The sequence below is a fragment of the Rhodococcus sp. KRD197 genome (assembly GCF_017168235.1).
Taxonomy (GTDB): Bacteria; Actinomycetota; Actinomycetes; order Mycobacteriales; family Mycobacteriaceae; genus Rhodococcoides.
Map to the genome: position 1 here is coordinate 72113 of NZ_JABFAO010000076.1, position 24136 is coordinate 96248.

At 62.3% G+C, this 24136-nt stretch carries 23 protein-coding genes and 1 other annotated feature; of the genes, 14 read left to right on the forward strand and 9 right to left on the reverse strand.

The window, feature by feature from the left end; translation table 11 throughout:
* Nucleotides 1-133: 133 nt before the first annotated feature.
* Nucleotides 134-1135 carry a zinc-dependent alcohol dehydrogenase family protein gene (locus tag J1M86_RS25285; RefSeq protein WP_075837587.1) on the reverse strand — a complete coding sequence of 334 codons (1002 nt, stop codon included), beginning with the start codon at nucleotides 1133-1135 and terminating at the stop codon, nucleotides 134-136.
* A 68-nt stretch (nucleotides 1136-1203) separates the two neighbouring features.
* Nucleotides 1204-1839, reverse strand: coding sequence for a response regulator transcription factor (locus J1M86_RS25290; RefSeq protein WP_075837649.1), 636 nt, complete (start codon nucleotides 1837-1839; stop codon nucleotides 1204-1206).
* A 173-nt stretch (nucleotides 1840-2012) separates the two neighbouring features.
* On the opposite strand from J1M86_RS25290, the gene J1M86_RS25295 reads away from it, so the two are divergent.
* The 4 genes from J1M86_RS25295 to J1M86_RS25310 all read left to right on the forward strand — a co-directional run bounded on the left by J1M86_RS25295 (nucleotide 2013) and on the right by J1M86_RS25310 (nucleotide 5520).
* Nucleotides 2013-3026, forward strand: coding sequence for a hypothetical protein (locus tag J1M86_RS25295; RefSeq protein WP_307786747.1), 1014 nt, complete (start codon nucleotides 2013-2015; stop codon nucleotides 3024-3026).
* Nucleotides 3027-3094: 68 nt separating this feature from the next.
* Nucleotides 3095-3991 carry a universal stress protein gene (locus J1M86_RS25300; protein WP_206511832.1) on the forward strand — a complete coding sequence of 299 codons (897 nt, stop codon included), beginning with the start codon at nucleotides 3095-3097 and terminating at the stop codon, nucleotides 3989-3991.
* 148 nt (nucleotides 3992-4139) lie between these two features.
* On the forward strand, nucleotides 4140-4577 hold the full coding sequence (locus tag J1M86_RS25305) for a hypothetical protein (protein ID WP_206511833.1): 438 nt from the start codon (nucleotides 4140-4142) through the stop codon (nucleotides 4575-4577).
* 64 nt (nucleotides 4578-4641) lie between these two features.
* Nucleotides 4642-5520 carry a universal stress protein gene (locus J1M86_RS25310; protein ID WP_139317938.1) on the forward strand — a complete coding sequence of 293 codons (879 nt, stop codon included), beginning with the start codon at nucleotides 4642-4644 and terminating at the stop codon, nucleotides 5518-5520.
* A gap of 43 nt (nucleotides 5521-5563) precedes the next feature.
* Here J1M86_RS25310 and J1M86_RS25315 read toward each other — a convergent pair whose 3' ends face one another.
* Nucleotides 5564-6133 (reverse strand): flavodoxin family protein, encoded by a 570-nt coding sequence (locus J1M86_RS25315; RefSeq protein WP_206511834.1) that lies wholly within the window; start codon nucleotides 6131-6133, stop codon nucleotides 5564-5566.
* Nucleotides 6130-7674, reverse strand: a complete 1545-nt coding sequence (locus J1M86_RS25320) for an AAA family ATPase (RefSeq protein WP_206511835.1) — start codon at nucleotides 7672-7674, stop codon at nucleotides 6130-6132. Before J1M86_RS25320 ends, J1M86_RS25315 begins: the two co-directional genes overlap by 4 nt.
* Before the next feature lie 249 nt (nucleotides 7675-7923).
* On the opposite strand from J1M86_RS25320, the gene J1M86_RS25325 reads away from it, so the two are divergent.
* The 6 genes from J1M86_RS25325 to J1M86_RS25350 all read left to right on the forward strand — a co-directional run bounded on the left by J1M86_RS25325 (nucleotide 7924) and on the right by J1M86_RS25350 (nucleotide 13170).
* Nucleotides 7924-8379 carry a universal stress protein gene (locus J1M86_RS25325; protein WP_206511836.1) on the forward strand — a complete coding sequence of 152 codons (456 nt, stop codon included), beginning with the start codon at nucleotides 7924-7926 and terminating at the stop codon, nucleotides 8377-8379.
* 12 nt (nucleotides 8380-8391) lie between these two features.
* Nucleotides 8392-9626 (forward strand): IS3 family transposase gene (locus J1M86_RS25330; RefSeq protein WP_206511837.1). Its coding sequence is split into 2 segments (ribosomal slippage): nucleotides 8392-8677 and nucleotides 8677-9626, totalling 1236 coding nucleotides; the frame shifts between segments, so codons are not numbered across the junction.
* Nucleotides 8676-8804, forward strand: a sequence feature (AL1L pseudoknot). Its footprint overlaps the gene before it by 129 nt.
* 57 nt (nucleotides 9627-9683) lie before the next feature.
* The gene (locus J1M86_RS25335) at nucleotides 9684-10142 is read left to right on the forward strand and encodes a universal stress protein (protein WP_206511838.1); all 459 of its coding nucleotides are present in this window, start codon (nucleotides 9684-9686) and stop codon (nucleotides 10140-10142) included.
* Nucleotides 10143-10309: 167 nt separating this feature from the next.
* Entirely contained in the window at nucleotides 10310-11809 is a 1500-nt protein-coding gene (locus J1M86_RS25340) for a DUF4389 domain-containing protein (protein WP_206511839.1), read from the forward strand.
* A 9-nt stretch (nucleotides 11810-11818) separates the two neighbouring features.
* A complete protein-coding gene (locus J1M86_RS25345; protein WP_075837595.1) occupies nucleotides 11819-12253 on the forward strand; it encodes a hypothetical protein in 435 nt (144 codons plus the stop codon).
* A 32-nt stretch (nucleotides 12254-12285) separates the two neighbouring features.
* Entirely contained in the window at nucleotides 12286-13170 is an 885-nt protein-coding gene (locus tag J1M86_RS25350) for a universal stress protein (protein ID WP_206511840.1), read from the forward strand.
* Nucleotides 13171-13193: 23 nt separating this feature from the next.
* Here the strand turns inward: J1M86_RS25350 and J1M86_RS25355 are convergent, their stop codons facing one another.
* Nucleotides 13194-14663 carry a sodium:alanine symporter family protein gene (locus J1M86_RS25355; protein ID WP_206511841.1) on the reverse strand — a complete coding sequence of 490 codons (1470 nt, stop codon included), beginning with the start codon at nucleotides 14661-14663 and terminating at the stop codon, nucleotides 13194-13196.
* A gap of 130 nt (nucleotides 14664-14793) precedes the next feature.
* Here J1M86_RS25355 and J1M86_RS25360 point away from each other — a divergent pair, with 130 nt between their 5' ends.
* The gene (locus J1M86_RS25360; RefSeq protein WP_206511842.1) at nucleotides 14794-15972 is read left to right on the forward strand and encodes an acyl-CoA dehydrogenase family protein; all 1179 of its coding nucleotides are present in this window, start codon (nucleotides 14794-14796) and stop codon (nucleotides 15970-15972) included.
* 33 nt (nucleotides 15973-16005) lie between these two features.
* Here the strand turns inward: J1M86_RS25360 and J1M86_RS25365 are convergent, their stop codons facing one another.
* On the reverse strand, nucleotides 16006-17097 hold the full coding sequence (locus tag J1M86_RS25365; RefSeq protein ID WP_206511843.1) for a ParB/Srx family N-terminal domain-containing protein: 1092 nt from the start codon (nucleotides 17095-17097) through the stop codon (nucleotides 16006-16008).
* Between the two features lie 135 nt (nucleotides 17098-17232).
* Entirely contained in the window at nucleotides 17233-18192 is a 960-nt protein-coding gene (locus tag J1M86_RS25370; protein WP_206511844.1) for a universal stress protein, read from the reverse strand.
* Between the two features lie 166 nt (nucleotides 18193-18358).
* Between J1M86_RS25370 and J1M86_RS25375 the strand changes: the two genes are divergently transcribed.
* The 3 genes from J1M86_RS25375 to J1M86_RS25385 all read left to right on the forward strand — a co-directional run bounded on the left by J1M86_RS25375 (nucleotide 18359) and on the right by J1M86_RS25385 (nucleotide 20653).
* Nucleotides 18359-18949: a hypothetical protein gene (locus J1M86_RS25375; RefSeq protein ID WP_206511845.1), complete on the forward strand. Its 591-nt coding sequence runs from the start codon at nucleotides 18359-18361 to the stop codon at nucleotides 18947-18949.
* A 112-nt stretch (nucleotides 18950-19061) separates the two neighbouring features.
* The gene (locus J1M86_RS25380) at nucleotides 19062-19970 is read left to right on the forward strand and encodes a universal stress protein (RefSeq protein WP_206511846.1); all 909 of its coding nucleotides are present in this window, start codon (nucleotides 19062-19064) and stop codon (nucleotides 19968-19970) included.
* Nucleotides 19971-19996: 26 nt separating this feature from the next.
* Nucleotides 19997-20653: a GyrI-like domain-containing protein gene (locus J1M86_RS25385; protein WP_075837603.1), complete on the forward strand. Its 657-nt coding sequence runs from the start codon at nucleotides 19997-19999 to the stop codon at nucleotides 20651-20653.
* On the opposite strand, the gene J1M86_RS25390 is transcribed toward J1M86_RS25385, so the two are convergent.
* A complete protein-coding gene (locus J1M86_RS25390) occupies nucleotides 20645-22849 on the reverse strand; it encodes a bifunctional diguanylate cyclase/phosphodiesterase (RefSeq protein WP_206511847.1) in 2205 nt (734 codons plus the stop codon). The genes J1M86_RS25385 and J1M86_RS25390 overlap by 9 nt on opposite strands.
* Nucleotides 22850-23077: 228 nt before the next feature.
* Complete coding sequence (locus J1M86_RS25395; RefSeq protein WP_206511865.1) at nucleotides 23078-24031, reverse strand: ferritin-like domain-containing protein; 954 nt, start codon at nucleotides 24029-24031, stop codon at nucleotides 23078-23080.
* Nucleotides 24032-24136 lie beyond the last annotated feature (105 nt).

Here is a 24136-nt window from a genome sequence, read left to right on the forward strand (position 1 = left end):
ACGCAGAACCTGTGAGACGTCACATTTTCCGATGCTGGATATTGGGACAGAGCAGCAGTCGTCCCATGGCAGGTTCGAACCGGGGCGGGGCCGGAGGCTCGAACCGCACCGCGCGGACGTCGACCCGGCGGTGTCACATGGAGATGACGGCAGCACCTGCGAAACGGCCGTGCCGTAGGTCTCGAAGTGCGGCAGGAAGACCGTCGAAGTCATACGTTGTCGTCTCGAGGTGTATTCGATTCTGGTCACAGCGCGCCAGAAATGCTCGGGCGTCGGCGCGGGTGTAGGACTCGACGCTGCGTAGCTTCTTTTCGTGGAACAGATGCAGTTGGTAGTCCAGAGTCGGAATGTCGGACATGTAGATCCCCGCCAGCACTGCGGTGCCACCGGAGTCGAGGGCTTCGAGAGTTGTCGGGACGAGAGTGCCGACGGGTGCGAATACGATCGCCGAATCCAGTTTCTCGGGTGGCGCATCGAAGGCCCCTTGCGCGGATACCGCGCCCAATGACCGTGCAAGTTCCTGGGCAGCCGAGCCGCGGGTCATGACGTGCACGCGGGCACCGTCGAGCACCGCGAGCTGGGCGACGATATGGGCGCTCGCGCCGAAGCCGTAGAGGCCGAGCCGCCCACCGCTGGGTACACCGGCACAGGCCAGGGCGCGGTAGCCGATGATGCCCGCGCACAGCAGTGGCGCCAACTCGATCGTGCTGTATCCGCGCGGCAGTTCCAAGACATAGTCGGCGGGCACGACGGCGAACTCGGCGAAGCCACCATCACGATCCCACCCCGTGTACAACGAAGCGCGACACAGATTTTCTCGTCCGCTGAGGCACTGAGCGCATATTCCGCACGTATTCCGAAGCCATGCGGCTCCCACCACATCACCCACACGATGATTCGTCTTCGTCTCTGGCCCGATACCGACGACGGTGCCCACGATCTCGTGGCCCGGCACGACATGAGGGAGGTGAACGGGCAAGTCGCCTTCGACGACGTGCAAGTCCGTTCGGCAGACGGCGCAGGCATCGACCGCGAGGAGAATCTCGCCGATACCCGGTCGTGGCGGCGGTTCCTCGACCATCTTCAAGGGTTCGCCATCGATCGATCCGGGTCGCTGTACACGCCAGGCTTTCATCCCTGCAGTCTCGACCGGTCCTCGCCGGGCGGACTAGGGCCGTAGGTCACCCAGTAGGCCAACGACGCTCAGTCTTCGAGCTTCGACGCGTAGACCGCTGCCTGCGTGCGTCGTTCCATGCCCAGTTTCGACAGCAGGCGCGAGACATAGTTCTTGACGGTCTTCTCCGCGAGAAACATCCGATCGGCAATTTGCCGGTTCGTCAGACCCTCTCCGAGAAGGGCGAGAAGTTTGCGTTCCTGCTCCGTGAGACTCCGGAGTGGACCAGCTACGGGCGTTTCCTCCGACGACCTCAGTTTCTCCATCAGCACGGCCGCTGCGCGATTGTCCAACAGGGACTTGCCGCTCCCGACGTCTTTGATTGCCGCTGTCAGTTCCATCCCTCGGATGTCCTTGACTATGTAGCCCTTGGCGCCGGCGAGTATTGCATCGAGCATGGCCTGGTCTTCGGTGAAGGACGTCAGCATCAGGCACCGGAGCGTCGGCATGGTGGACATCAGTTCGCGGCACAGCTCTACGCCGTTGCCGTCGGGCAACTGGACATCGAGAACAGCGACGTCTGGGCGCAAGGCAGGTATCCGAGCCAGAGCGTTGCTCACAGTGCCAGCCTCGCCGACGACTGTGAGGTCGGGGTCGGAGTCGATGAGATCGATGAGTCCTCGACGAACGATCTCATGGTCATCGACCAGAAAAACAGATATCACGGTATCTCCTCGGATGGATAGAGCTGCCAGCATACTGTCGACTCACAAACTGTGATGCCGGCCAAAAGTCTCCGAAGTCAGTGACGATCGGCTCTGTCCGCCGAGAAACGGATACATCACTGTGAGAGGAACCCATTGTTGTCGAGATGGGCATCTTCGAGGAGACGTGAATCGTGAACGTTCAACCAGATCCACCGGTGGTCGAAATGATGGTCGAACTTGCTTGTCGAGCGCCGTCGGTGCACAACAGTCAACCGTGGAAATGGTCGTACGCAGACGGTTACGTAGACCTCCACACCGATCGAACACGCTTGTTGAGCACGATCGACCCCACGGGACGGCAACTGACCATCAGCTGCGGTGCGGCGCTGGACCACCTCGAAAAGGCGGCCACGACCTTCAAGTGGGCGACCGAAGTCGAGCTACTCCCCAGCCGCAACTCGCCCGACCATCTCGCGCGCGTGCACTTCGCGCGCGGCGCGCATCCTCAGTCACACGAGTTCGACCTATTGACCGCTATCAACCGTCGGCATTCGGACCGCAGACCGTTCGGGACGCTGTCGGGCAGCCGAATCGACACGCCGCAAATGCGAGAGGCGGCCGAGCGTTACGACACCCGTTTGACGGTCGTTTCGCCGGAGGGAAGGCAGACGCTGGCTGCCGCGTCGAGGCTCAGTGCCGGTGTCAGGAAGTACGACGCGACCTATCAGGCCGAAATGCGGTGGTGGGCCGGTCATGCTTTCGCCTCGGAGGGTATCCCCTCGAACTCGCTCGCGCCTCACATGGAATCGTCGAATGCAGAACTGGGACGGCAGTTCCCGGAACCGCGCGTGGCGGCCACCAGTACGGCGTCGATCGACGACGAGTCTGCCGTCGTGCTGTTGAGTACGAACTCTGATCTGCGCCTGGACTGGGTTAACTGCGGCCGGGCGCTCTCGTCGTACTTGCTCGAAGCCACGGTGGGCGGGCTGTCGACGTGCCCCTTGACACACATGACAGAGCAGTCGGGCAGTCGTGCGTTGGTCAAGTCGCTTGCTCCGGACAGCGGAGTGCCGCAGGTGTTGATCCGAATCGGAACCAAACCGGAGGGTGCGATCCAGAGGGCAACGCCGCGACGGCTGGTGTCGTCTGTCCTGACCATCGACGGCGGGCGGGCAACGAACCGACGTGGACCGTTGCCGAGGTAGCGGCTCGAAGGCACACCGCGCCGCACCAACGGTGATAGCGAATCGAACCAGTCCACATGGAGGAAACCTTGTCTACGTTGGCCAGTCATCGACGGATCGTTGTGGGCGTCGACGGATCCGTGAACTCGCTCGGTGCAGCCCGATGGGCGGCTGCGGTGGCCGCGCGTATGAACCTGCCCTTGCATCTGCTGTGTGCAGTGGACCGACAGCTGTTCGCATACCGAGGATTCGACGCGTCGGGTTCGAGCGGGTGGGACGGAATGCTCCTGGCCGCATCGAATGCAGTCCTCGACGAGGCATCGACGGTGGTACTCGCCAACCATCCCGAGATCACCGTGAGCAGAGAGTCTTCGAGTGACTTCGTGGCACGCGCTCTGCTGGACAGTTCCGATCACGCTCGCTTGCTCGTCGTCGGACAGTCCGGGTGGGGTTCGCTCGGCAGCACACTCGTCGGTTCTACAACGCAGTTGGTGGTCGATCAGGCCGGGTGCCCTGTGGTGGTGTGGAAGGGGCCCGAGAACAAGGAGCCCGAACGCGGGCCGGTGGTGGTGGGTGTGGATGGTAGCGAGCTGAGCACGAGGGCCGTGGACGAGTCATTCGAGTTCGCGGCTGCATTCGGTGCGCCCGTCATAGCGGTGCACACATGGAGTGCAGCTATGACGGCCGGTGTGTTCAAGATACCGGTGATGCTCGATTGGCAGGCGGTGGCAGCGTCCGAGGAAGCGGTGCTGTCCGAGAGTCTTGCAGGCAAGAGCGAGCAGTTCCCCGAAGTTGCTGTTCAACGGGTGATGCGGGAAGCCAACCCGGCATCGACTCTTCTGCAGGTTTCCGATGCGACGCAGTTGATCGTGGTGGGCAGCAGAGGGCATACGGGTCTGCTCGGTGCCATCGCCGGATCCACCAGCCGAAATCTGCTCTATCACGCGAAGGTGCCGCTGATGATCTGTCGTCCACCTCGATTCTGATCGGCGTGCCCGGCGGTGCGTCTGCCGATCCGGCTGCGGCTATTCGAGGACGAAATGCCCTATTCGAGAGCGCTGCGTTTGACATGCAATCTACGTAAGCAGCCACAACTGGCATGTGTTCTCGGAATGGTCGGCGGAAGGGGTCTCGATGTCCAGCGACGTGGGCCAGAACCCGCCACTACCCGAATTCGAGCCGTGGAATACGCTCGATTTGGTGGTGGTCGATCGACTCATCGAGGTCGCATCGACCGCGCGAGTACGCAGTCGCGACCATGGCTATCGAACTGTCGACATCGTCGTGATCGGTCGACGGATCTACTTCTTTGCCGATCCTGAGTCGGGCTTGGGCGTGACGTCGATCGCCAGCCCCGTCACCCTGGAGATTGCCGTCGCGCAATCAGCAGAGAATGGGATCTCGACGATCGTCGTCCACGGGTCGGCATGTCGGGCCGCGGCCGATTTCGCGGCCAACGCCTACCTGTCCGGCGGACGCGAGTCCGGTCGACTCGTCGAGGTCACTCCGATGTGGTATTCAGGCGGCACATCACATCAGCAACCAGGAGGCCCGAACTCGGAAACGAGTTGACTACGACGAGAATCGTCCATGAGTTGCTGCAAACAAGTACGAGAACCAAATCGAGGGAGTGTTCATGACAGATTTTTCCGATCGCGGTCTGCCCGTGGTGGTGTGCGTCGACGGCTTCGACGAAACGATCGCCGCTGTGAAGTGGGCTGCGGCGTACGCTGCGAAGTTGCAGGTGCTCCTGCGACTTGTTCACACCGTTCCCGCTCGCGATTGGTTTGGCTCTGCGGTCCTCTCGGACGATGGCGCGCTGGAGAGCCATTTGCGCGAGCAAGGACGCGTATGTCTCGAACGGGCGGCCGATGCTGCGCGGGAGGTATCGCCCGGTCTGTCGGTCGAAACTACGATAGAAGGTGTCTCCATATCGGCCTACGTCTCGGACGTACAGGCTCAGTTGGTTGTGTTGGGCACCCGCAAGTCGGGCTACGCTCGCGATTTCGTTCTGGGCAGCAACACCATTCGTATCGTAGATCAAGCGAAATGCCCAGTGCTGATCTGGCGGGAAGAAGCCGAATCCACTGACGCAGCGCGCCCGATCGTGGTCGGTATCGACGGCAGCAGTCAATCGGATCGTGCCTTCGTCATTGCATCGGGTATTGCGCACGCATTCGAGAAGCCGCTCGTCGCAGCCAACTTCTGGGGGATTGCCGCTGATATCGGCATCGGAATGGGCGCCGGTTACATCGACTGGGAAAAGGTGAGATCCGATGAGAAGCGCTGGCTGACATCGCACGTAGAGGATCTTCAGCTCGCGAACCCCGATGTGGAACTGTCTATTCTCAGCAAGGAATCTTCCCCGTCCCGTGGCATGCGTGCGCTGTCGTCGAAGGCCTCGATCGTGGCGGTCGGGTGTCGAGGTCGCGGTGCGCTTCGCGGTGCCGTTCTCGGCTCGGTGAGCCAGAATCTGATTCATCACGCTGATTGCTCGGTACTGATAGTGCGTTGAGCGACTAGTACGTTGAGCCAAGACGCTCCTGCTGGCGCACCGGTCAGGTTTTCGGCGACGTGTTCACCGCCACGAGGGTTCGTCCCCACTCTTCGGCTCGAACGACCTCACCCTGCTTCAATGTTGTGCTCGCGTCCACCAAGAAGCTCTCCGGTCCGACTATCAGAGTGCAGCCCAGTTTCTGCAACAGTTTGGCGATCGTCTTCGATGCACGACCGGTGATCAATGGGGACCGATCCAAACGTGTATCGAACGCTGCGGCGCAGCTGTCGACGGCGTCCAGGGTGGACAGCCACTCTCTGATGCCGGTGCCGGAGGCGGCGGAATCGAGCTGCAGAGTGGCGCCCGGCTGACCTGCGGCATCGATTGCGCCCTGTCGTGTTCTTTGGCGGCTCAGACCGTGTATATGGGTCGGGCCGCCGACCACCACGAGGTCATAGGTAGCAAGGTCGAACTCGGACGCGTGCGAAGCAGGCACGACCTCGACGACCGCAGTACTCGCTCCGGACGTCTCAGCCGAACCCACGTCGGCGGACTCTATGCCTTTCGCGATCGCCTCGGCGATCTTGCGTGTATTGCCGTACATCGATTCGTAGATGATCAGGGCTTTCATCGAATGCTCCTAGGATCGTCCGCGGTCGGTACGCGGTGTATTGCCGAGCTCAACGCGGCGGAGGCAGCTCGGACCGACTCGTCGACATCGCGAGAGCAGTCGACGACCGTGGCAGTGCGCCAGGTTCTACGCGTGCTCGCCATTGCCTCGTACACTTCGCGTGTTGCATCGGAGACGTGTACTCGGCGATTTCCAATGCGACGCAACGACACATCCGCCGGAACGCGACATTCGATTTCGACGAGTTCGGAATAGCTCATGCTAGCGAGCAGCCCGGCCCGTTCTCTCATTCCAGGGTCGGACCACGAACCGTCGAGAATGACCGAACGGCCTGCGGCGAGTTCTGAGCGGGCTCGCCGCAGTAGTTCGGCATACGTGTGATCGGTCATGCTGGGCGTGTACAAGCCCTGCTCGAACGGGTCGGCGTGCGAGTCGGTCGGTTCGAGGCCTGCCAGTTCCTTCCGCACAATATCGGTGGACAGCACGATTGCCCCGGTTTTGCGCGCCAGTCCTGCCGCGAGCGTCGATTTGCCGGTTCCGGGCAAGCCGCCGATCAGTGTCATCGTCATGGTCGCTGATTCGAGATGTTCGAGCGCTAGTCGCGCGTGCTCCACGGCGTCAGGTACGGACTCGGTGCGTCCTTGACGAGCACGAAGGCATGCAACTTTTGCGCGCACGGTGGCGCGATATGCGATGTAGTGGTCGATCAAGGATCGGGGAGGGGCGTCACACGCTGCCTCCAAGTAGGAATCGAGGAAGTAACGAGCCGCGTCGGCCCGCTGTAGATACTCGAGATCCATCGCCAAACAGGCGGCGTCGTCGATGCGATCCACGTATCGTAGCTTGTCGTCGAAGTCCAGGCAGTCGAGAATTCGTGGGCCGTCCTCCATGCAGAATATGTCGTCGGCCAACAGGTCACCGTGGCCGTCGACAATGTGCCCGTGGTCGATACGGGCATCGAACAATGCGCCGCGGCCATCGATGAAACGTGTCGCACGGAAGCCGATTTCGTCGACGGTGGTCGAGTCGAGAATGCCTGCGGACAGTTCGCGCAGCTCTCGGATATTCGCCGACCAGCGTCCCCGCAGCGCTTCCCGGGTGCCCTCGTGGTCGATCGCTTCGCGGCGGGGACTGTTTCGGTGGACTCTCGCGACAATTCTCGCGATGGCGGCAAGTTGTTCGGTGAGATCCGCGCCATCGGCGGCGAGAACAGCCAGCTTGGCGGAGTCCGGAAGCCTGAGCATCTTCAGCAGGGGTTCCGACGCACCGCCGGCGGGGTCCGTCAATTCGGCGATCCCCACATAGACATCCGGCGCGAAACGGGCGTTCAGGATGTACTCGCGTTCGAGCGCGCTCCATCTCGATTCCACCGTTCGAAAGTCGAGAAAATCGGTTTTGATCGGTTTCTTCATTTTGTAGGCGATCGTCTCGAGTAGGAGCACGATGGCCGAATGTGTTTCGCGAGCGGTGACGCTCTGAGGGAAATTCTCCTGAGACCCGCTCTGTGTGACCGAGGTAGGACGCTGATCGAGTGCGGTCATCTGCTACTCCTCCATGCAAAGGGTTGTCCGGTGAATTCGGACTCGACTGCGGTGTCGACCGGTCCATATCGGAACAACTGGGCCATTACGTGAACACGCTACGGAGACTGCATCGAACACTCTGCTGACGTAGGTCCTCTGCTTCGGTGACCTATGTCAGACGTCCTACTCAGCCGCGGAGCGTTTCATGAGATCGGGACGGTGGCTGTCCTGATTGTCATCGGGTGAGCGAGACAGAAGGAGTGGCCGATGCCCAACCTCATAGAGTTGCCGATCTACGTCGGAATCGATGGATCAGACACTGCGCTGGAGGCTTGCAAGTGGGCGGCACAGTACGCCGATAGCACCAGCATGTCGCTGATCCTTGTGTATGCGATGCCGGACGCCGAGAGACAACTCGGCACTGCGGCAACGCCGGATGAGAATCTCCTTTCGGAAGAGGTGCACAGTGTCGGTCGACGCGTGCTCGCCGCGGCCGAAAGTCTCGTTGACGCTGTTGCTCCGTCCGTCAACGTGGAAACTGTGCTCACCCGCGCACCGATCGCTTCCTTCCTCGCATCGGTGTCGAGCAATGCGTCGTTGGTGGTGGTCGGATCAGAGGCTCGCCACGGACTTCGTGATCTCGTGTTGGGTGGAGAAGTAATCAGGATCTCCAATGCTGTCGAATTGAACCGCACCGGGTTGTCCGGAGGCTTCACTTCTTAGGAGAATGAAGCCATGGCACGACCGGCAAGCAACTACCCCACCGAACTGCGTGAACGCGCTGTCGGCATGTTCACCGAGACCCGCAAGGATTACACCTCGGACTGGGCAACCGCGACATCGATCGCTGACAAGCTCGACATCAAGTCCACTCAGACCGTCCTGAACTGGGTCCGCAAGTCCCAGGTCGACGCCGGCGCCCGACCCGGTATCACCACCGACGAAGCCGCGGATATCCGCAAACTGCGAGCAGAGAATCGAGAACTCAAGCGTGCCAACGAAATACTGAAAGCGGCATCGGTTTTCTTCGCGGCGGAGCTCGACCGCCCACACAAGTGATCTGCGCTTTCATCGACGCGCACAAGGACGCTCACGGGGTCGCGCCGATCTGCACCGTGCTCACCGAGCTCGGAGCCTCGATCGCCCCATCAACGTACTACGACGCCCGCAACCGGCCACCATCGGCGCGGGATATCCGAGACGAGGAACTGATGGTCGAGATCAAAGAAGTCCATGAGAGTAATTACTCGGTTTACGGAGCCAGGAAAGTGTGGATAGCGATGCGGCGCAATGGAACAGATGTTGCCCGGTGCACCGTCGAGCGCCTCATGCCCGCTCTCGGACTCCGCGGTGTCCTGCGCGGGCGTGACCCGCGGACCACCGTCTCCGATCCGAAGGCCGATCGGGCGAAGGACCTGGTGGGCCGTAATTTCGAACCGTTGGCACCCAATGTTCTATGGGTTGCCGATTTTACTTACGTTCGAACGTTGGCCGGGTGGGTGTACGTCGCGTTTGTCATCGATGCGTATGCCCGACGAATCCTCGGCTGGAAGGTGTCGAATCGGATGACGACACCGTTGGTTCTCGATGCGATCAACCAGGCGATCTGGGTCCGCAGGTCCGAAGGTGTCACGGATCTAGCCGGTCTCGTACACCATAACGATGCCGGAAGTCAGTACACTGCAATAGCTTTCACCGATCGACTCGTCGAAGTCGGCATCGATGCGTCCATCGGAACGGTCGGCGACGCCCACGATAATTCCCTCGCGGAATCGATCAACGGACTCTACAAAGCGGAGCTGATCAAACGTACCGGCCCCTGGCGGGACGCGGCACACGTGGAGTCTGCCACCGCCGACTATCTGCGGTGGTTCAACCACGACCGACTCTACGAATTCTGCGGCGACATGCCGCCGATCGAGTGCGAACAACTCCACTACACTCGACAGTCGGATCAGCTCGCGAGCTGACCAAACTCACACAAGACCAAGTCTCCGGACTCGCCGGTGCGGTTCAAATGCCCGGTCATGGTGCGTCGAGCACTCGAGGCAGCGCAGACCGACACGGTTCTGCCTGTTGTGGTCGGGATCGACTATTCGGAAACATCTCGACACGTCGCTACGACGGCGTTCGAATATGCGCGTGCACTGCATGCGCCGCTTGTTGTCACGCACGCGTGGCAGGTTGGGACCGCTGTGGGGATCGGCTATGGCGCATGCGTCATCGACTGGGAAAAGGTCCGAGTCGACAACGAACGTTGGCTGCACGAGTTCGTCGAGACGCTACGCGAAAAGTTCGCCGACGTGCGCCTCACGGTGCAATCGGTCGAGGGATCCCCAGCTCGCCATCTCCAACACCTCTCTGCCAAGGCGCAGCTCGTTGTGGTCGGGAGTCACAAACGCTCGAAGATCGCTGGTGCAGTGCTTGGTTCGGTCAGTCAGAACATGTTGCACCACTCGAAGTGTTCGGTGTTGCTGGTCCACTGAACGACAGCCGTCGACGACGGTTTTCGTGGGACCAAATCCCACCGATGAGGTGACCACGGACTCTGAATGCGGCGGCTGGGGTCTTGGATGATCGAACTGCAGCACGAGCATCCATTTCGATTCGAATGTTCACGTGAGCCCGAACTCGTCATCCCCAAGGAGCCCTGATGCGTCCCATCAAAGTAGTTGCGCTTGTGCTCGGATGCTTCAGTTCCCTCATTGGAATAGCGTTGCTTTTTGCGAGCGCGTTCCTGTCCTGGGGGTATTTCGTTCAGCGCGATGGCGGTGAGAGCACGCTCCCGCCGGAGGAGTTTCGAACCTCGTCCAGTGCGCTTGTTTCGGACAACTTCGACATCTTCGACTCCGCTGACAGCCTCGACGTGCTGGGTGTCGACAACCTTGGATATGTCACTCTCGGAGCGACTTCTCGTGATCCCGGCACCGACGTTTTCGTCGGTATCGGCCCTACTGAACAGGTTCTCGGCTACCTGGACGACGTGGCACACGCACGGATCGACGAGGTGTCCTTCAACCCCTTCCGGGTGACCTATGACGAGGTGCCGGGGGACAGGGCCGCTTCACCACCTGCCGACGAGCAGTTCTGGTCCTCGAGTGCGGCTGGGCCAGGGGCGCAGGAACTGTCCTGGAATCTTCGAGATGGTTCATGGACGGCCGTTGTGATGAATGCCGACGCCAGTCCTGCTGTGGCCGTTGACCTGCAACTGGGTGCCCACCTGGAGTTTCTCGGAGCTCTCACGCTGGCCGTCCTGGGGGCGGCGGTGGTCTTTCTCCTTGTCGGAGTACCACTGATCATTATCGGCGCGGTGGCAATAGGTCGACACCATGCGCCCCCCGCGAGCACGACTGCTACCGATCCAGAATGGTCCGGCGCTGCCGGACCTCGTCCCGTGGCGTCTGCGCCGTATCCCACCACACTCACCGGTGTAATCGACCAGCCGCTTTCACGGGGTCTGTGGCTCGTGAAATGGCTGCTGCTCATTCCCCACTACATCGTTTTGGTGTTCCTCGGTGTCGCGTTCTTCGTGACCACCGTTGCATCGGGCTTCGCCATCTTGTTCAGCGGACGGTATCCACGCGGCCTGTTCGAGTTCAACGTCGGCGTACTTCGTTGGGCCTGGCGAGTGCAGTTCTATGGGTACTCTGCGCTCGGAACCGACCGCTACCCGCCGTTCACTCTCCGGCGCACCGACTACCCGGCCGACTTCACCGTCGAGTATCCGAAGGAACTGTCCCGCGGTCTCGTTCTTGTCAAATGGTGGCTTCTCGCAATCCCTCACTACTTCGTGCTGGCACTGCTCGCCGGCGGGTGGTACGCGGGCTTCTACGATGCCGACGGCGATGTGACGCGGCCCTACCTGTTCAGTTCGCTGCTCGGCCTACTGGTTCTCATAGTCGGACTGAGCTTGCTCTTTCGGAATCGATACCCGAATGGACTGGGCGACTTCATCATGGGCATCAACCGGTGGGCGTTCCGTGTCGCTGCTTATGCGGCACTGATGCGCGACGAATACCCTCCGTTTCGATTGGACCAGGGACCGCAGGAGCCCAACTTCGACCCGGTGCTCCCTGCACCGACTGAACCCGATGCGGGTGGCCACACCGATGTCACCGTCGACGCTGTCGCGGGGACATCGAGAAGCGAATAGGGGAGACAGATGCACAACAGAACGTCGAACAGAACCACCCGTCGCGCGAGCCGCAGAGAGGAGCTATTTGCGGCCGTGGTCGCGGCCGCCACCGGAGTGCTCGCGTTCGCGGGCGCTATCGGAGTCATCGGTGGTGGAACCGGTTTCGGCACCGAGATCGAACAGCGCCTGCCTTGGGATAGCCCCGTGATGGCCGGAGTCGCTCTGGCACTGGTCGTCGGCGTACCTACTCTCGCAGCGGCGTATGCACTGTGGCGGTCGCTTCCGCGTGCTGCCCTGACCACGTTGATCGCGGGAGTCATGCTGGTGGCATGGATTGCGGTACAGGTCGTCGTGATACGCGAGTTCCACGTGCTGCAGATCGTATTCGGACTGATTGGGCTCTACTTGGCCGCAACAGGCTGGCACCTTGCCGGCATTCGGACCGACCGAGGGATGCAATAGACCTTCGGTCACAAATGACAGGGGAACTCGACATGTTCTGGTCAGACCATCAGCGTGTAGTCGTGGGTGTGGACGGCTCGACAACCAGCGCCGCTGCAGCCCGGTGGTCCGCGACGATGGCGCTGCGCGCCAAGTCGCCGTTGCACATCGCCACCGCAGTTCAGGACCCGGCACTGTATATGGCCGGGGCCATCATGGTGTTGCCAACCGAGGGGTGGGAACAGCAGCGACGAATTGCCGAGAAACACGTCGCCGATTTGGTCGGGACTATTCGTGAGTCCCATCCGGGTCTTCTGGTGACCACCGAGGTGAGCGCAGGGTCTGCAGCCGAAATGCTCGTCCGGTTCTCACACAGCGCAGGACTGGTCGTGGTGGGCAATTCGGGAACCGGAATGATGGCCTCGATGTTGCTGGGAAGTACGGCGAAGACGGTGCTGGCTTCGGCAGTGTGTCCGGTGGTTGTCTGGCGAGAGGTCACCGACGTGACCGATTCGTCCGTAGTTGTCGGGGTGGACGGTAGTGCGACGAGTGAAGCCGCGATCTCGCATGCTTTCGAGCTCGCGTCGAACCTGCATGTCTCCCTGGTTGCTGCCCACGCGTGGAATCCTGTTTCGGAGGCTGGAGGTGCCATGCTGCCCGGACTCGTCGACTGGGCCGGACTGGAACAGGAAGGTCGTGCGCTGCTCACCGAGAGCCTCGCCGGCTGGAAAGAGAAGTACCCGAACGTGGCTATCGAGACGGTGCTCCGGCAGGGGAACGCGGCACATGTCCTCGTCGAACTCTCGAGGACTACCCAGCTCGTGGTCGTCGGTAGCCACGGGCGCCGGTCCGTTGCACGCCTGGTGTTGGGGTCGACCAGTAGTAATCTCGCTTACCATGCGCATTGCCCGGTGATGGTCTGCAAGGGAGTCCAGTGAGGGTGGCCGTGTCCGAGCCGCGGCTACTCCTTGATGGGCTTGGGTGTACCGGTCGCTGAATCGTCCTGGAGTATCGGGTCCCAGATATCGCCGGGTAGATCGCCGGGAAGGTACTTGTTGCCGCGTCCGACGAACCGGTCGTCGCGCCCCTCCCGGCGCATTGCCTCGAAGTCCGCCAGCGCACCGAACGCCCACTTGCCGAGCAGTGCGATGGCAACCAAGTTGACCGTCGCCATACCCGCCATCGCCACATCGGCGAGCGCCCATACTGTGTTCAGAGCTGTCAGGGAGCCGAATCCGATGGCTGCGAGCACGATCGTGCGCAGCACGTTGAGAAGTCTTCCGTCCACACCGAGGAAGTTGAGATTGATCTCCGCGTAGGAGTAGTTGCCCAAGATCGACGAGAAGGCGAAGGTGAAGATCAGCAACGCCATCGGCACCGCAGTCCACGTTCCCAGCTGCGCTGAGATGGAGTCCTGGGTCAGGACGGCGCCCGCTACGTCAGTGGGCTCGCCCGCCTGGTAGACGCCCGAAACCAGAATGATGAATGCCGTTGCGCTGCAGATGACTATGGTGTCGAAGAATACGCCGAGCGACTGGATGAGTCCCTGCTTCACGGGATGCGAGACCGTTGCGGTAGCGGCTGCGTTGGGTGCACTGCCCATTCCTGCTTCGTTCGAGAACAGGCCTCGCTTGACGCCGTTCAGCATTGCCGCGAGGATTCCGCCGGTTGTGCCGCCGATGGCTTCGTCGAGTCCGAACGCGCTGGAGACGATCTGCCCGAGAACTGTGGGAACTTCCCCGACATTCATCGCGACGATGACTGCGGCAAGCAGCACATACACCACCGCCATGAGCGGAAGCAGATACTCGGCGACTCTCGCGATTCGCCGAACGCCACCGAAGAGAATCGGCGCAGAAAGCACCACCAGGAACACCGCAATCCAGCCAGCATCCAGTTCCAGCGTCGTGGAGAACGATTCGGTGATCGTGTTCGCTTGCACCATGTTGAAGGCGAATCCGAAAGCGAAGATCAGCAGGCAGGCGAAGACGATTCCCCATCGCCTGGACCCAAGTCCGTACTGAATGTAGTAAGCGGGCCCGCCGCGGAAACTGCCGTCGGGATTGCGCACCTTGTACATCTGCGCGAGCGTTGCTTCGATGAATGCCGTCGCCATTCCGACGACCGCGACGACCCACATCCAGAAGATCGCCCCAGGTCCACCGAGTGTGATGGCAATGGCGACACCAGCGATGTTTCCCGTTCCGACCCGGGAAGCGAGACCGACGCAGAATGCCTGAAATGCCGAGATTCCGCCTTCGGCATTCGAACGAGAACCGCCGATCGCCTTGAACATCGAGGGGAGAAGGCGAACCTGCACGAACTTCGTGCGAATCGTGAAATACAGCCCCACCCCGATCAACAAATAGATGAGGAAGACGCTGTACAGACGGTCTGCCAGGAAGTCGATCACTGAATTGACGGTGTCCACGGTGTCATCCTCGTGTACTCGGTGGGGGGCGCGTCGGCAAGACTCTACTAGGGCGGAGGCGAACAGGTGAACCGATCCGTTGGCAATGCAGTAGTGGACTGATCGTGATATGCGGGGCGATAGTGGTTGTATGAACACCCAGAACCCGGATGTACCCGAGGACGTATTCGCCGATGTGGTGAAGCAGGTTGCGCACTTCGTAAGGTCGCGTGTGGTTCCACGCGAAGTGGAGATAATGAACACCGATACCATTCCCGCCGAGCTCCGGACGCAATCAGCAGAGATGGGGTTGTTCGGCTATGCCCTACCGCAGGAGTACGGCGGTCTCGGACTCAACCTGATCCAAGATGTGGAACTGGCCATGGAATTGGGCTACACGACGCTGTCGCTGCGGTCCATGTTCGGAACCAACAATGGCATCGCCGGTCAGGTCCTCGTCGGTTTCGGAACGGAGGAGCAGAAGTCGAGGTGGCTGCCGGGCATGGCGTCGGGGGACATCGTCGCATCGTTCGCGCTGACCGAACCAGGGGCGGGATCCGACCCGGCCGGGCTCCAGACAACCGCGAAGGCCGACGGTTCTGGGTGGACAATCAACGGAAGTAAACGCTTCATCACCAACGCGCCCATCGCGGACCTGTTCGTCGTGTTCGCGCGCCTCGACCCGAAACCCCCGGCCGGCAACGGTATCGCCGTGTTTCTCGTTCCTTCCGACGCACCTGGCCTCGAGGTCGGTGTGAAGGACGCCAAGATGGGGCAGCAGGGATCGGGAACGGCAGATGTGTCCTTCTCCGACGTGAAGGTCGACGCTGCTGCTCTGGTCGGGGGCAACGGCGACATCGGGTACCGGGCGGCGATGACATCGTTGGCTCGTGGTCGGGTGCACATCGCGGCGTTGGCGGTCGGCCAAGCCCAACGCGCATTGGATGAGTCCGTCTCCTATGCAGCAGTTTCCACGCAGGGAGGCGAGCCCATCGGCAACTTCCAGTTGGTCCAAGCGATGATCGCCGATCAGCAGACCGGGGTCATGGCAGGACGTGCCATGGTCCGAGAAGCAGCTCGAGCCTGGGTGGAGGAGACGGATCGACGCATCGCACCCTCGGCAGCGAAGCTTTTCTGCACCGAGATGGTGGGCAATGTCGCCGATCTTGCGGTTCAGATCCACGGCGGCACCGGCTACATGCGCGAGGTACCCGTCGAACGCATCTACCGCGACGTGCGGCTCCTCCGTCTCTACGAGGGCACGAGCGAAATTCAGCGTTTGATCGTGGGAGGTGGATTGATCCGCGCCGAACAGAAACGTAACACCTGAGTGCCTCGTGCCCCCGCAGGTCACCTAGACGGACTACCTGGGCAGAGTCGCCTTGTACTGCAGCGCATACGCCAGTTTTCCCGGCTTCTCGTCCGAGTACGGCGTGGAGAGCTTTCCGAATTCACCTTTGTCGGAGGACTTTCCGTCATTCCACCGATCGAGTGCGCCCAATTCGGCGGCGGTCCGCCCGCTGTCGACGATCGCATCTTTCGGAAGGGCAACCTGGGCGCGCGAGACGGCCTCGACCGCGGCAAGGTAGCTTGTCATATCGCCACGGTCCCATGCGCTCGAGTCTACGGCGCCGGAGTCGCGGATCCATGCGCCCCAATAGAATTCGAGGAACTCGATCGTTCCCGCCTCGAAGCCGATGTCGCGCGCGAAATAGGTGAGGCCACGGAACCTGTCGTCGGCAAGATTGGACAGGCCGATGCCGGAGGGCAGAAGCTCGACCGGAATTTCGACACCGTCGACGTCACGAGTCCACACCCACCTGTTCTCCTGCATCTCGGCCCAGAAGTCGGCGGGGGAACGATCACTGAGATTGGCGACGACCCGTAACCGGAGATGAAGATTCGGACCACCGTCCGACGTCTCGTAGAACGATGTCAAGGTGTGATGGCCGTCTGTCAGATAGGGAGTGCCGCCCGGGCCGATGACCACGGTCTTCATCGGGGCGATGGACTCGGCGGTCTCTTGTCCGACAGCGATATCGCAGGTGAACGACGCCGGATCGTCCAGTCGGGCTTCGGGCAACGCGGATGCGGCTTCTCCCTGCCCGTTTGCCTCGCACCAATCGTCGAACTTCTTGTTGATCTCGTCTTTGCCCATGCTGTAGCGACCGAGCTTGTAGTACACCTGGTCGAAGCCGACCGACGGCTGGGTGGCGTGGACATCGCCGATACGTATGTCGAGAAGTTCGCCTTCCTCGGCGCATCCGTACGGTGATCCGGCTGCTGATCCGGATCCGATCAGGTCGGCGAGTTCGCACAGGGGAGGCGCAGTCCTGGCTGGCGGTGCAGTCTGGGCGGGCAACGCCGAGGCCGTGCCGACGATCAGCGCGTTTGCGGCGACAAAGGCTGTCAGTGCCCCAAAGGCAATGGTTCTCCGAAACGACGCGACGCGCATGAAGGCCTCTCAGATCGACAACGAGCGAACCATCAGCGTCGTCCACGGTGGGGGCCGGAAGGTGGCCCCCAGATGGACTTGGGGGAGGCTTCCGGTGAATGCCAGCGTGGGTTGTCGATTGCCGTGGGTTGTCGATTACCCAGAGGACCGTTGGTCAGTCGATTGCTGTTCGGTGGCGATGTCGGTGGGCCGGGTGATGGACGGGACGATGATGGTGGGTATTGCGGCGTGGTGAAGCACTGCGCGGCTCGCCGACCCTGTGAAGAGCGGTGAGATCGCCCCGCGACTGCGAGACCCGACGACGATGAGTTGGGCGTGGGTCGCGTCGGCAAGGATTGCATGCGACGGATAGTCGTCCACGACGGCCGTCGTGATCTCCACAGCCGGGTATTTGTGGGACCACGGCGCAAGAATGCTGTCGAGCCAGCGCTGAGCCGATGCGCTCGGACCGCGCTGCGGCCCGAACTGGATGTATCCGCTCAACGCCGGCGACGAGTCCGGCGGGGTGTACGCATGAACCGCGTGGAGACCAACGCCAAGGCGCGCCGCTTGCGCAAAAGCGACTGCGAGAACGCTGTCGTCGGTGTCCGAGGAGAAGTCGATTCCCACCACCACCGGAGCGGGCGGCGCGTCGGTGCCTGTATCGGAGCTCGGTGGCCTGACCGGATGAGGCGCTGGCACTACAGCAACCGGGCACAGGGCATGGGTGGCAACGACGTTGCTGACCGATCCCAGCACCGCGCGGGCGAAACCCCCTCGCCGCCTTGATCCCACCACGATCATGCAGGCGTTCTTGCCCCAGTCCGTGAGGGCCTCGTCGGGCGGCGCGGGTGTCAATACTGTCTCCACGGGCAAGGATGCCCCTGCGGCGGCGTGCGCGATGACCCGTGATGTGGCGAGGGTCGACCGGGCGCGGGCACGCGCACTCGAAGCGCGGCCTCGTCCGGCGTCGTCACCCGTCGACAGCTCGGGGGACACTCCTGCATGAACCAGTACCAAGCTCGTCGCCTGCGACGCGGCGTACGAAGCGGCCCATCGGACGGCGCTGCGCGAGGAAGCCGACCCGTCGACCCCCACGACCACGTAGTTGTTCATGGTGCCCATGGTGCGTGGAACTGCACCGCGAGAGAAGGGCATAAAGACCCCCATCTCGATCGATGACCGCCGCGTTCACACAGGACCGGCGACTTTCGACTCTGTTTCCACCGTCGCAGCACTGGAAGTATGACCGAGAACAGGTTTCGCAGGAAGCGAGTGAGCGATGAACGGTCACAGGATGCGTCGGATGTGGGGTTTGGCCCCGTGGAACGCCAATCCGCTGATGCGGCGGACCGATCGCACAGTGTCGCTGGTGGCGTGCGCGGCTGTGGTTCTCGCGCTGGCTCTCGTGCCCTTCGCCGCCCTCGCCGGTGCGCTCACCTATGCAAGTGCGGCAGAGGAGTCTGCGATGCACCGGGCGAACGCTCACTGGATCGACGCCGTGGTGATCGATGACCCACACCGTTCAGCAGCGTCGGCGGCGTATACCGATGCTATCGACAGTCGTGCGACGGTCGAGTGGCAAAGCCCGAGTGGGGAGACTCGCGCCGAACGGACGAAGGTTGCTCCGGATGTGCGAGAGGGAGACCGAGTCGTCGTGTGGATCGACGACGCCGGCGAACTGGTCGACGCGCCCGCCAGCGGAATGGTGAACGCTGCCGTCGGCGTGGGGGTTGCGGTCGGGGTGCTGACGATGGGCGGTCTGTCTATTGCTGCAGCGTCGGCGGCGTTCTGGTTCGTCGTTCGCCGGGAGCGGATGCGGCAGTGGGACCGTGAATGGCGCAGCTTCACGGAGTGCTTCGGAGACAAGTGAGCAATGATCGCGGCTAGGGTGGTGCTGATCGCGCGATTGGGGTCGAAATACCCTGTGCCAAGGCCTGCATCCGCGATGGGATGTGAAGGTTCGACCGATCGATCGACGCGACGTGAAGGGCACAATGAACAACAAGACCGGACTACTCACCCGTGGCGCGCATTTCACCGTCGTCATCGACGGCTCTCCCACCGACAGCGGGGTGGTGAGTTGGTCGGCGGCGCTGGCACACAAGACCGGCGCGCAGCTGGACCTCGTCTACACCATGCCCACCTCCGGCTGGAGCGCTGCCATGGCGGCATCACTCGAGACGAGCGATTACCCATCGCAGCTCCGGCGTCGGGGCCAGGAGCATCTCGATGACGCGACCCGCCTCGTGCGTGAGGCCGACCTCGACACAGAGCTGAGCACCTCGGTCTCCGAACTGTCTCCGGCACGGCTGGCAGAGAAGGCGGCCGAGCACGCGACGATGTTGATCGTGGGCGGCGGTGAGTCCGGACCGCTCCGCGACGTGGTGTTCGGTAGTTCGACGATAACGATGGTCAACGCTGCAACGTGCCCAGTTCTCGTCTGGCGGCCCAAGCGAGAAGATACTCCGGGAGAGGCACGACCGATCGTGGTGGGCGTCGACGGTTCGCAGCACTCGAAACGAGCCTTGGCTGCGGCGTTCGAACTCGCCAACGCGCTGGAGGTCGAGCTCCTGGCAGTCCATATCGGCGCGGTCCAGGAAACCGACGAGCTCGACTACGGAACATCGATCGATTGGCAACACCTGCGTGCCGCAGAGCGCAAGTGGTTGCAGAACATCGTCGAGCCCTATCGCGCGGACTACCCGTCGGTTGCGGTCGAGGCCTTGTCGGTGGGTGCGTCCGCCGCTCGTGAACTCCGCGCGCTCTCGGCCACCGCCCAGATTCTGGTGGTGGGTAGCCGAGGACATGGGCGCGTGGCCGGTCTGCTGCTGGGGTCGGTCAGTCACAATCTGGTCCACCATGCCGAGTGCCCGGTTCTGGTGGTTCACTAGTCGCACCCGAATCAGGGAACGAGCCAATGAGCAAGACCGACTTCAAGAAGTCGCTCGACTCCTACGCGGCAAAGCGTGACCGATTCTCCATCGTCGACGTCCCGCCACTGCAGTACCTGATGGTCGACGGTCACGGTGATCCGAATTCGGCGCAGGAGTACACCGACGCGATCGCTTCGTTGTATCCGGTTGCCTACGCACTCAAGACGGCCAGCAAGGAGAGTCTCGGCAAAGACTACGTCGTCACACCTCTCGAGGCTCTGTGGTGGGCAACCGATATGGACGTCTTCACCACGAATCGAGACAAGTCGCAGTGGCGGTGGACTGCCATGATCATGGTTCCCGACTGGATCGATCGCTCGATGTTCGATGCAGCCGTCGCGGCGGTGCGAACGAAGAAGCGCCCGGTGAGCCTCGACCTGGTTCGCCTGGAGACACTGATCGAAGGTCGTTGCGTGCAGAGACTGCACGTCGGGCCGTACGCCGAAGAGGAAACGGTGCTGGCTGAGCTTCACGAGCGCTTCATCCCGGACAACGGGCTCGAGATGACCGGGAAGCACCACGAGATCTACCTCAGCGACGCACGGCGCGTGGAACCGTCGAAACTTCGGACCATTCTGCGTCAGCCGGTGGTGTCGACCCAGCCGGTGCAGGCAGCATCGGGTGAGCCGCCATCACTGTGAATGGACCGCGATCGATCTGAGCAGTTCGCCAGTGGCGGCAGCGTCGACGGGCCGGCCCAGCAGGTAGCCCTGTGCGAGGTCGCATCCCGCCGATACCAGCGCGTCGAGTTGCTCCTGGGTCTCGACGCCTTCACCGACGACGAGAACGTCGAATGCTTTGGCCAGCGCCACGATTGCGGTGACGATGGCTTGCGAGCGGCGGCACGGAAGCGCGGCGATGTAAGACTTGTCGATCTTGAAGCACTCGAACATGGGATAGCGGTCGAGGTAGGAGATCGAGCTGTGGCCCTTACCCAGATCGTCGAGGAGGAGCGCAACTCCCATGGCATGGAGTTCGGTCAAGGTGTCGGCCACACGTGCGGTGTCGGACACCCACACGGTTTCGGTGATTTCGAGACCCAGTGCACCGGCTGGAAGTCCGGTCTCGGCGAGAACGGCCGCAACGTGGCGGGGGAAGGCAGGATTGCGTAGTTCGAGTGCGCTGACGTTCACGCGGATCGTGATCTCGGCGAAGCGACGCCAATCGGATGCGCACGTGCAGGCGGTTCGAAGAGCCCAGGCCCCGAGTTCCGTTGCCAAACCGGTTCTCTCGGCGATGGCGACGAACTCGGCCGGTGCGATTTCCCCGTGGACCGGATGCGTCCACCGCGCCAGTGCTTCGACGGCGACGATCCTGTCCGTCGCGATCTCGACGAGGGGCTGATAGTGCAGCGTCAACTCGCCCCGAGTCAACGCCGACCTGAGATCGATCGACAGCGAACGAATGCGATCGGCGTCGTAGAGATCGCCTGTGTCGAAAACCGCGTGACCGCCAGTTCCGTTCTCCTTGGCTCGATACATCGCGAGGTCGGCGCGATGAATGAGCTCCCGTCTTGTCGTTGTGGATTCCGATACGGCGATGCCGATGCTGGCACTGAGCGGAACCGGGGCGCTGATGGAGGAGAATGGCGCGGCAATGCTGGTGGTGATGTGGTGCGCCAACTCTTCCGCGTGGGTGACGCTGTCGACACCTTCGCAGATGATGAGGAACTCGTCGCCCCCGAGGCGGGCGACCGTATCGCCGGCACGTGTCGCGGAGCAGAGGCGGTGTGCGAAGCGGACGAGTGCTCGATCCCCGGTGTCGTGCCCGAGACTGTCGTTGATGATCTTGAAATCATCGATGTCGAGCAGCAGTAGCGCAACCGCACCCGAGGTGTCACGTGCGCGTGCGAGTGCCTCGTCGATACGTGTGTACGCCAGGGTGCGATTCGGCAAGCCGGTCAGCGCATCGTGCAGACTGCGCCGAATCAACTGCTGATCCAATTCGATGCGTCGCAATGCGGTCGACAACACACTGGCGACCGCATCCAGAAAAGAGACTTCGCGCTCGGAGTACTCGCGGGCCTGACGACTGTGCACCATCAGGGCACCCCAGGCCCCACTTGCCGCCACCACCGGTACCGCCAAACCGCTGTGGAAGCCGTGCGCGGCCATAGCGGAGGTGTCGAAACGGGATTCGACGTCGGTGTCGGCGCACACCACCGTCGCGCCCCCCTCGATCGCGTACGCGGCAATTGCCATGTCGCCGAGGGTAGTGGCCTGTGTGGACGCGCCCGCTCGCGTGCAGGACTCGATGGACAGCTCAGCGCTTGCCGATCCGCTGTATCGGACGATCGACGCCGTCTCCACACCGGTGAGGGTTGCTGCAGCTGCGACAGCGGCGTCGAGAAGCTGTGGTAACTCAGCATCGACGGCCAGTCTGCTCAACTCCGCTAGTGCCTTCTGCTCGGCCGCGTAGTGGGTGGCGGCCACCGCCGTCGCTTGCAGCTCGGCATCACGGCGGTGGCCACAGCGCCTGTCTCTGATCACCGATGCGATGAGCGCAGGCTCGCCGTTGTCATGATGGACGACGAAGGTGGACACCGCCACAGGTATGGCTTCATCGGTGCCGAAGTGCCGCAGCTCGGAGTGCCCCCGCCAATGACCGTATCGGCTCAGTCCGGCTTCTACCTCCGGTGCCACGTCGAGACCATCGGCGGTGAAGAAGTCCGCCGTCGTCAACGGTAACGATCGATACGATTCGGTCAATCCGACCAGCTCGCGCCCCGCGGGGTTGACGTACTCGACCACTCCGGAGAACTGGGACAGCGACACCATGTCAGGGGCCAGGTCGAGCACGGCACGCAAGATCACGGGGTCATCTGCCGAGTCGGGCATGGGCCATCCGTCCAGTCTTGCGCGGCCGAGCGACCGCGATGCTCCATCCAAAAAATGGGGGCGTCACGTTCGCGTGACGTCGTGCCTGACGTCGTTGATTCTCGCAAAAACGTTACAAAACCGTGCCATCTGTCAGGCCAGGGCAGAACGGCCGACAACTGCGGCCCGCGCAAGGCGCGGGCCGCAGTTGTCTGTGCTGCAACAACTCACCGTTGCTGCCATGAGAAGTCAGTCGACGGCGATGACATCTTTGGCGATTGCTGCCAGGCGTGTCTGAGCGGCCGAGACCACCCCGTGGCGGTTCTTGTGAGCCTCCTCGAACGCCATGATGGTCCGCACATCACTCGGGTCGGTCAATTCCTTGATCGCCGCCACGGACTCGGACACGTTCAGCGTGTCGTAGTCATCGACGGGCAGTTCGCTTGCATCGAGAATCCCGCCGGCGGCGCGGACGGCGTGAATTGCGTCGGCAGCGGTATCGGCGCCCTCCTCGCGGGTGACCTCTTCGGCTGCCTCGAGCGCTGCATCGCGGCTCGCGCTCAGCGTCCTGGCGGCGACATCACCGGCGTGTGCTCCACGTCCGAGCAGCTCGTTCAGCCTGTTCGGCGTGGTGCGCGCGGCGTCGACCGCACGGTCCAGTCCTCGTGCGGACCAGGTGGCGGGCGCATTGACCAATTTGACCGCGCTACCGGCAGCGGCCTGCAACGGTGTCCGTCGCAGAGCAACCGGACCACCGAGTGCTTCCTCGGCAAGGACGGTTTCGAGCCATTCGACGGTTGCGCTGTGCGCCTTGATCAGCCGATTGGCCAGTGTCACCACCGCGGGCTCGTTCGCGGCCGTGGCGAGTGCCTTCACGTACTTGGAACGCCCGAGCAATTGCTGCTCGAGGGCGAGATCTCCGAGCAGTGCCTCGTCGAACGGCTGAGCTTGCTCGACCAGTACCTTGAACATGGCGAGCGTGCGGCCGACCAGCGGACCGACGACGTCGGGGAAGCCGCCCAGATCACGCAGGGTCTCCTCGAGCGTCTCGGCCCGCTCCCGGCCGTTGGCTGCGTTCTGGGTGAGCTCCTTGCGCACAGCTTCTGTACGCGCCTGTGCGATTCTGGTTTCGGCTACCTGGATCTCTGTGTTGGTCAGCTGAAGTACGGCCCGCAACTGTGCGAGCAGAGTGGACGAAGTCATCATGCGCTCCTCGGTTCCATAAGTCGGGTTCGATGGGTCGTCTGTGTGCCTTCGCATCGATCACGGCACTGAACCGAGAGCTACCCGCGGGTAGGAAAACCGAAA